Genomic DNA, 7508 nt, shown 5'->3' on the forward strand with positions numbered 1-7508 from the left:
AAGGTCGCGGGGACGCGCCCTGTCGGCCTCGGCCGCCAGTTCCTCGTACCGGGAGAGCCGCGCCTTGCTCTTGGCCTGGCGGGCTTTCGGGTTCGAGCGCACCCACTCCAGTTCCTGGGCGAGGATGCGCTTGCGCTTGGCGTCCTTGCCGCCTTCGACCTTGAGCCGGGCGGCCTTGGTCTCCAGATACGTACTGTAGTTTCCTTCGTACGGATAGGCATGACCACGGTCGAGCTCGAGGATCCAGCCGGCGACGTTGTCGAGGAAGTAGCGGTCGTGGGTGACAGCGAGCACGGCTCCCGCGTAGCGGGCCAGATGCTGCTCGAGCCAGGCGACGCTCTCGGCGTCCAGATGGTTCGTGGGCTCGTCCAGCAGGAGCAGGCCGGGGGCTTCGAGCAGGAGCTTGCACAGCGCGACCCGGCGCCGCTCACCGCCGGACAGCTTGGTCACGTCGGCGTCGCCGGGCGGCAGGCGCAACGCGTCCATCGCCTGGTCGAGCTGGCTGTCGAGCTCCCAGGCGTTCGCCGCCTCGATCCTGTCGATGAGGGCCGCCTGCTCGGCGAGGAGGGAGTCGAAGTCCGCGTCCGGCGCGGCCATCTTCTCGTTGATCTCCTCATAACGGGCGAGGACCGCGCGGATCTCCCGGACGCCGTCCTCGACATTGCCGCGGACGTCCTTCGTCTCGTCCAGCGGCGGTTCCTGCGCGAGCATGCCGACGGTGAAACCGGGGCTCAGCGTCGCGTCCCCGTTGCTCGGCTGGTCAAGACCTGCCATGATCTTGAGCAGCGACGACTTGCCAGCACCGTTCGGGCCGACGACACCGATCTTCGCGCCGGGCAGGAAGGACAGGCTGACGTCGTCAAGAACGACTTTGTCGCCGTGGGCTTTGCGCACTTTGCGCATCTGGAAGACGTACTGCGCCATGCGGTCAACCTTATGGGTCTGGTGGGCCTGTCCGTCCGGCGGACCTACTGACCGGGTGGATTCGGACGGATACCGCGGGACGGCCATAACCCGCGGCCCGCCCGGCCACCCCCCGCCCCGTGCGCCGCCCGCCTGCCCAGCCCGCCGCTGTCCGGCCCATCACAGCCCCGGTCCGCCGGTACCCCGCATCTCGTAGACGGGCCGGCTTGCGGCCCGGTTCGCCTGTCAGCAGCCCTTGGTTCGCCTGTCAGCTCGCTCTGAGCCGGATCGTCGGCGTCACTCCCGATCCCACCGCGCCGGCCTGGCTCTCCGACACCAGGACGCTGACCGTGCCCCGCCTGGAATCGACCCGGACGGGCAGGTCCACCTGGTCGAGGAGGCGTTCACGACCGTCTCCCGACGGGGTGTAGAACACCTTCAGCGTCACCGAACGATCCTCCACGGCACGATCCTTCGCGGCACGATCCTTCGCGGCCGGAACATCACCGACTTTTGCACGGGGCCCGAGGCCGGTCGTGTCCACCCCGCCGGGGCTGATGGTGAGCTGGCTGGCCAGTGGCCGGTCCGGGCTCATCGGGAAGGAGCTGCGTCTGCCGTCCGCGGTCACCTCGATACGGGCCGCTCGGCTGCCGGCCGGTACCGACGCGCTGACGCCGACGGCGACGCTCGCGCCGTCGACCACCCGCAGGCGCTCCAGCCACGCCGCCGACGGCGATGACAGCGTCCGGTTGTAACCGAGGGCCAGCCTGAGCAGGTATGGCGACCGGTCCGGATGGTCGGCGACGACGTCCAAGTCGGCCTGCCCCCGCGACACCGCGTACAGCACCTGGCCATCCAGCGCCGGCGAGTTGGCCACCACCGACGTCGGGTGCATGAGAAAGGCCGGGTCGGCCGAAACGATGACCAGTGTGTGACCAGGCCGAGCATTGATCATGTTCAACAGATCACGATCACGCTGGGTGAAGTCCATGTTGTCCCGCAGCGCGACGACCAGGATGAACCCGCTGAGGACAAGACCCGCGCCGGCGACGAGACCGCTGGTACGCGGCCACGCCGACGCCATGTCCACCAGCCCGCGGGCTCCGAACAGGACGAGCGTGACCAGCACTGGCATCAGGTAGAATGGGCCGATGTAGCGGGTGCCGCCCCACAGTTCGGCGGCGTTCCAGGCGCCCCAGAACGCCACATACCCAATGATCAGGAGCAGGCTGCCGACACCGATGGTGAGCGCCGGTGCGGACGCCCGCCGGCGGACGACCGTCGCGACCGACAGGACCGCGAGAACGGCGCCGCCGCATGCCCAGGCGCCGAGCAGCCACAGATGATCACCGATCGCGGTGAGCCCTTCGACCAGCCCGAAGTGGTGGGCGGTGTCGGTGGGGAACAGCCGGCGGACCCCGAAGCCCAGCTTGTCCTCGGGCTCCAGGAGCGCGAACGGAAGCTGGAAGGGGCTGCCCGTCGCCGCCGCGTTGTAGCTGAGCAGCAGCGCGGCCGGAGTGGCCAGCCCCGCGCCCACCCAGCGCAGCATCCACCACCGCCGTCCCCGCGCGCCCCGCCACACCGCCCACAGCGCAAACGGGCCGAGGACCAGCACAACGTCGTACGGGCGTATCGCCGCCGCGAGCCCCAGTGCCAGCCCGGCCCCGGCGAGCGGCACCCGACGGTGGGTACGCAGGCCACGGAGCAGCCCGAACACCACGCATTCGGACAGGACGAGCACCGGCAGGTACGGCAGCAGCATCGCGCTCTGGAGGAGCACCAACGGTGACAGAGCCAGCAACCAGGCGGCGACGGCGGCGGCCCGCCGGTCGTCGAGCACCTCGACCCCGACAAGGTAGGTCATCCCGACCGCGGCAGCCGCGACAAGAGCGAGCGCCGTGGCCGTCCCACCCGTGATCACCAGGCTCATGGCCAGCCATCCGGCGACCACAGGGGTGTATTTCAGCACGTAGTGACCGTCGGTAACCACCGCCAGCCACGGTGCGTAGGAGTCGGCCGACGGTGGCGCCGACGGGAACAGGTCGCCTCCCGCCAACGTCCGGGCCTGCAGCAGGTAGAGCGCCTCGTCGTTGTTGATCGACAGGTAGGGGAACAGATGCCGGTTGATCAGCATCGCGGCGACGGCGCTGAGCAGGGCCGCCGCCGCAACCGTCCAGCCGGGCCTGGATACCGCGGCCAACCGCGACCGCGCAGCCACGAGCGGAGCCCGTCGCCCCGGCCCGCGATCCGGCTGACCAGGCAACCCGTGGTCGGGCGGATATCGACCGGAGAGCTTCGCGTGCTGGTCTGTAGACGGGTCCGTGGGTTGCGCACCCGGCGCGTCGCCGTCCGTCCGGGACAGATCCGTCTGCCCTTGTGGCGCTCGGATCGGCATCGGCGTCTCGGCCCCCCGCGTACTGGTCACGGACTGACGCTACCGACAGCTTCCGCACCGGCCGGGTACGGGTCCGCGTCCACACGGGCAGGGAGCCGACACAACGAACAATTCGGATCCGCCGAAGCAGCCACATCATGCCGCGGCCGGATCGAGAACCGTCACCGATGGTGATATATCGGCGAACTCTGCCGCTGGCGCAGTGACGTTGGGCAACGACTCGCCGAACGGCCCCTCTTCGGCCGTGTCCGTGCGATTTCCATCACGGTACCCCGTGCCGGTATCGAAGCGGGCCTCATCCCCGCCAGCGGGCTCATCCGCCCCGTCACGCGTGCCAACAGGCTCCCGTGCCGATGCCGCCTCACCCGCGGCCTGGCCGCCCCCGTTCTCCCCGCTCGCGCGTACCACCCGCCGGACCTCCGCGGTCTGCCTCGCAAGATCGACCGCCACGGCGTCGGCATCGACCTCGTAGACGACCCGGCGGTTTCCCTCGTGCGTCTCGAAGGACCTCTGCCGCAGCCGCCCGACCACGAGCGTCCTGTCCCCCTTGCGCAACGACGCGCTGACGTTCTCCGCCATGTGCCGCCAGCAGGTGACGGTGATGAAGACGCTGTGGCCGTCCACCCAGCGATTCTGCGTGCGGTCGAACCGGCGCGCCGTGCTGGCCAGGCGGAGGGAGCAGACGAAGTTCCCGTTCTGCGTGCAGCGCAGCTCGGGGTCGTCGACGAGGTTGCCAAGCAGCGTGACCGATGCCTCAATCATGGTTCCTCCCGGATCATGGGGTAGCCGGCCTGGTTCCGTGTGGCGGACGGTGGCTGTGACCTGATTAGCCCCTTACGTCCCGTCTCACACTCTCCAGCTCCGCGGCCGGCTTGGCACCCGCGATCCGCTACCTGTGGACAAACCGCATCCATCCACAGGCGCGAAGCCGCACGGATGCGCGATCCACCCTCGCCATGGCAGGGTGAGAGCTTTGACCACCGAAGGAGCATCGGACCAAACACGCAAAGTGCCCATTTGGTCTCATTCCGCTATCACCAGTAACCGCACTACGTGATCGCGACAGGAGACAGCACAATGGTGGTGCGCGCCCGTAGCTCAGCGGATAGAGCGAGTGCCTTCTAAGCACCAGGTCGCAGGTTCGATCCCTGCCGGGCGCACTCAGGGATCATGCCCCTACGCTGCATCATCGCATCCCCGGCCCCTCGTGCGGCCGGGGCTCGGGCCTCCCGGGAGCCCCAGGTGTAGCAACCCCTGTAGCAACGCGCTCAGTCACGCTTGGTCCTGCGGGCCGGGCCGGTCAGGCGTTTGTCCAGCTTGCCGAGCGCGCGGCGCTTCTCCCCCATCGAAGCATGCGCGTAGATGGTCATGGTGACCTCGATGGCCGAGTGCCCGGCGATCTCGCGGACGATGTGCGGCGGGACGCCGAGGTCGAGCAGCAGCGTCACGCAGGTGTGCCGCAGCCCGTGGAACACCACCCCGTCGAGCCCGGCCGCCTGCCGCAGCGGCAGCCAGAAGCGGCGCAGGTTGTCCGGTTCGATCGCCGTACCGATCCTCGTGGTGAAGACGTGATCGGTCTTCACCCACCGTTTGCCGGCCGCCTCACGCTCGGCATCCTGAAGCTTGCGATGCTCGGTCAGCGCGTCAGCCACCAGGCCCAACAGCGGAAGCGTGCGTTCCGAGTCCTCCGTCTTCGGCGGAAGCAGCCGCAGTTCCCCGCCGACCCGCTGAAGCGTGTGCCGGACGGTCAGCGTTTCCCGTTCCTCGTCGATGTCGGACCACTGGAGTCCGAGCAGTTCCCCGCGGCGCATACCGAGGAACAGCGCCAGGACCAGCAACGCGTACAGCCGGTCACCGGCCGCCATGTCGAGCAGCGTGTGTGCCTGTTCGACGGTCAGGCCCCGGTCGATCCCGTAGCGCGGGGCCGAGACCTGAACGAGTTTGGCGACATTGCGTCGGATCAGCTCCTCACGAACGGCCGCCTGTAGCGCGTTGCGCAGCACGGCATGCACGACCTGGACCTGACGTTTCGACGGCCGCCGTTCGCAGCACCGGCCGAGCGCGCAGCAGCGCCGCTCCCCCTCCGGACGCGCCTCGTCCCGACCGCGAGCGCAGCACAGGCAGGTGTTCTCCATCCGCCGGATGAACTGCCGGACATCGGCCGCCGTCAACTTGTTCAGCCGTTTCTTACCGAGCCCCGGAACGAGGTAGATCCGGACCGCCTTTTCGTACGTGACGTAGGTATTCGGCTGACGGTTCGGCTTCACTGTCTGAGCGAGCCACACCGTCAGGAACTTCTCGACGGTCCATCCGGTCGCGTCCGCCGGAATGCCCTGGTCGGAGTTGGCCTGAAGATCGGTGAGCTTCTTCCGGACGACGTCCTCAGAGCTGCCGTAGACCGGGCGCCGTCTCGTACTGCCGTCAGGCATGAGCACGTAGGCCGCGCCGACCCACATACCGTCCGCCCGCTGGTAGATCGAACCCTGACCGTTGGCGCGTTTCTTGCGTTCCCGACGCCTGCCGGAAGTCTCGGACATGACGAGGACAACTCCTTGCGAGGAAGGGGAAATCAGAGGAGTCCGCCAGGGCGCGTGCAGGCCGATCGCTGGCGGTGGGGTTCTGTTCCTCCGGGGCGGTGAAGGGTCCGCCGGGAGACCGGCCGCGTCCAGGGCGCTACGCGTCACTTCGTGATCGGCTTCGCCGACCCTGGACCCGTCCGGTCTCCCGGCGGGTGCAACGCCCAGCGGAGGAACAGAAAAATGGGGAGAAGAACCGCGAGGTCTGATCAGCGCGGCTGACGCTGCGCGGGAACCCGTCCGTACGGGGTGACGTCGGGAATCCATCCGCCGGTCGGACGTGGCCGAGGCGGCGGGGCAGTTGCCGGAAGCGTGCTGCCGGGGATCACACGGAACACCAACACGACGTCCACGTCTCCGAGGGCTTCGACGAACACCGCGCTGTGCGGGATCGCGATGGCGATCCGGGCGACGTCGAACGGGTCGGCGCCCGGCTTGACGGTCATCTCGTAGTAGCCGTGGCCGGGGGCGTCCAGGCGGACGAAGGGCTGTCCGTCGGAGGGGTCGCGCGGCGGGTCGAGGTCAGGCGGGAAGATGGGCATCAGGGTCTCGCTCCTGTTCGCGCAGGGTCGGGATCTCAGGTCCCGGTGTGGTGTTCCAGCACCCACCGGGGCCGCTTCGAGCATCTGTCACGTGATGATCGCCATGGATGATCCGGAGGCCCCCGCGCCGGGTGGTATTGCCGAATACCGGCCCACACCGTCCGACGAGCAGCCCTAACGACGATCATGCCGCCACCTCGTAACCGTCGATCTCCCGCAACCGACCGATGTAGGCGACGAGCTCGTCACGGTGGATACGGCGGGACCGGCCGATACGGACGGACGCGAGCCGACCCGTGCGGATCAGGTCATAGACGGTGGTGCGGCTGACCCCGAGCAGGTCGGCGACTTCACCGGTGGTGAGCAGGAGCCTGATCATGGGTTCTCCAAGGAGCGGCTCAGGGATCATGCCGCGCGGGGTGGATCGAAGACAGTTGCCGGAAGCGCGCCGGGTCCGGGCGGAGCGGCAGTGCGGGCGGCATCCAGTTGGGCACGCCAGCGGTGCCGGTCGGCGATCGCACGTAGCAGCAGATGTTCTCGTCGGGGTGCGGCCGGGTCCCCGGGACGCAGAAGCTGCCAAACCGTCCGGTCGGCCGCGCCGTCCGCGGTGTCGTCGTCCGGGGTGTGGCCGAGGACGGCGAGTTGCCGCCGCACCCACTCTTTCCGATCTTCTCGGTGATCGGTGAGGGTCTTGCCGGACCAGCGGCGCGAGACCAGCACCCGCCGACCACCGAAACCGAGGGTTTCCCGCCGGTGGGCCTTGCCGGTGCAGCGCCCGGGAACGAGCCCGGCCCTCGGGTTTTTCGGCTGCACGCCGTAGAGCAGCCAGTTCGCGCACGTCGGCGCACACGGTTCGTGCCGCAGAGCGTCGGCCAACCGGTCGACATGGGTGCGCTGGGCGTCGGTGGCGACGTCGTGGCAGGTGTCCAGGCTCTTGGTCAGATACTTGGTCAGGTAGCCGATCAGTTTGCCGGTGTTCCGGCTGTTCGCGGTGACGCCGTCCGCGCGGATCTGCACGCCGAAGCGGACGACGTGGACGGGTTCGTCGTCCTCACCGATCGCGTCCAGGGCCTCATCCCAGGTCGGCAACGG

General features: G+C 68.8%; 7 protein-coding genes and 1 tRNA gene. 1 reads left to right on the forward strand and 7 read right to left on the reverse strand.

The genetic code is table 11. The features are described from left to right. The 3 genes from NBW84_RS08885 to ssb all read right to left on the reverse strand — a co-directional run. The coding region (locus tag NBW84_RS08885) for an ATP-binding cassette domain-containing protein (protein ID WP_250283519.1) at positions 1-924 on the reverse strand (924 nt) is incomplete at its 3' end. Positions 925-1171: 247 nt separating this feature from the next. Beyond that, the gene (locus NBW84_RS08890; RefSeq protein ID WP_250283521.1) at positions 1172-3121 is read right to left on the reverse strand and encodes a DUF7846 domain-containing protein; all 1950 of its coding nucleotides are present in this window, start codon (positions 3119-3121) and stop codon (positions 1172-1174) included. Between the two features lie 312 nt (positions 3122-3433). Then, a complete protein-coding gene (ssb, locus tag NBW84_RS08895) occupies positions 3434-4060 on the reverse strand; it encodes a single-stranded DNA-binding protein (RefSeq protein ID WP_250283523.1) in 627 nt (208 codons plus the stop codon). A gap of 325 nt (positions 4061-4385) precedes the next feature. Here ssb and NBW84_RS08900 point away from each other — a divergent pair. Next, a tRNA-Arg gene (locus NBW84_RS08900) sits at positions 4386-4458 on the forward strand. Between the two features lie 108 nt (positions 4459-4566). Here the strand turns inward: NBW84_RS08900 and NBW84_RS08905 are convergent. The 4 genes from NBW84_RS08905 to NBW84_RS08920 form a co-directional block, all read right to left on the reverse strand. Further along, positions 4567-5835 (reverse strand): tyrosine-type recombinase/integrase, encoded by a 1269-nt coding sequence (locus NBW84_RS08905; RefSeq protein WP_250283525.1) that lies wholly within the window; start codon positions 5833-5835, stop codon positions 4567-4569. Positions 5836-6083: 248 nt separating this feature from the next. Next, complete coding sequence (locus NBW84_RS08910) at positions 6084-6416, reverse strand: hypothetical protein (protein WP_250283526.1); 333 nt, start codon at positions 6414-6416, stop codon at positions 6084-6086. A gap of 184 nt (positions 6417-6600) precedes the next feature. Beyond that, positions 6601-6795, reverse strand: coding sequence for a helix-turn-helix domain-containing protein (locus NBW84_RS08915; protein WP_076843224.1), 195 nt, complete (start codon positions 6793-6795; stop codon positions 6601-6603). Positions 6796-6821: 26 nt separating this feature from the next. Then, positions 6822-7508, reverse strand: a 687-nt coding sequence (locus NBW84_RS08920) for a replication initiator (protein ID WP_445548670.1), incomplete at its 5' end; no start/stop codon positions are given.

This window comes from Protofrankia sp. CiP1_Cm_nod2 (assembly GCF_920664355.1).
Classification (GTDB): domain Bacteria; phylum Actinomycetota; class Actinomycetes; order Frankiales; family Frankiaceae; genus Protofrankia.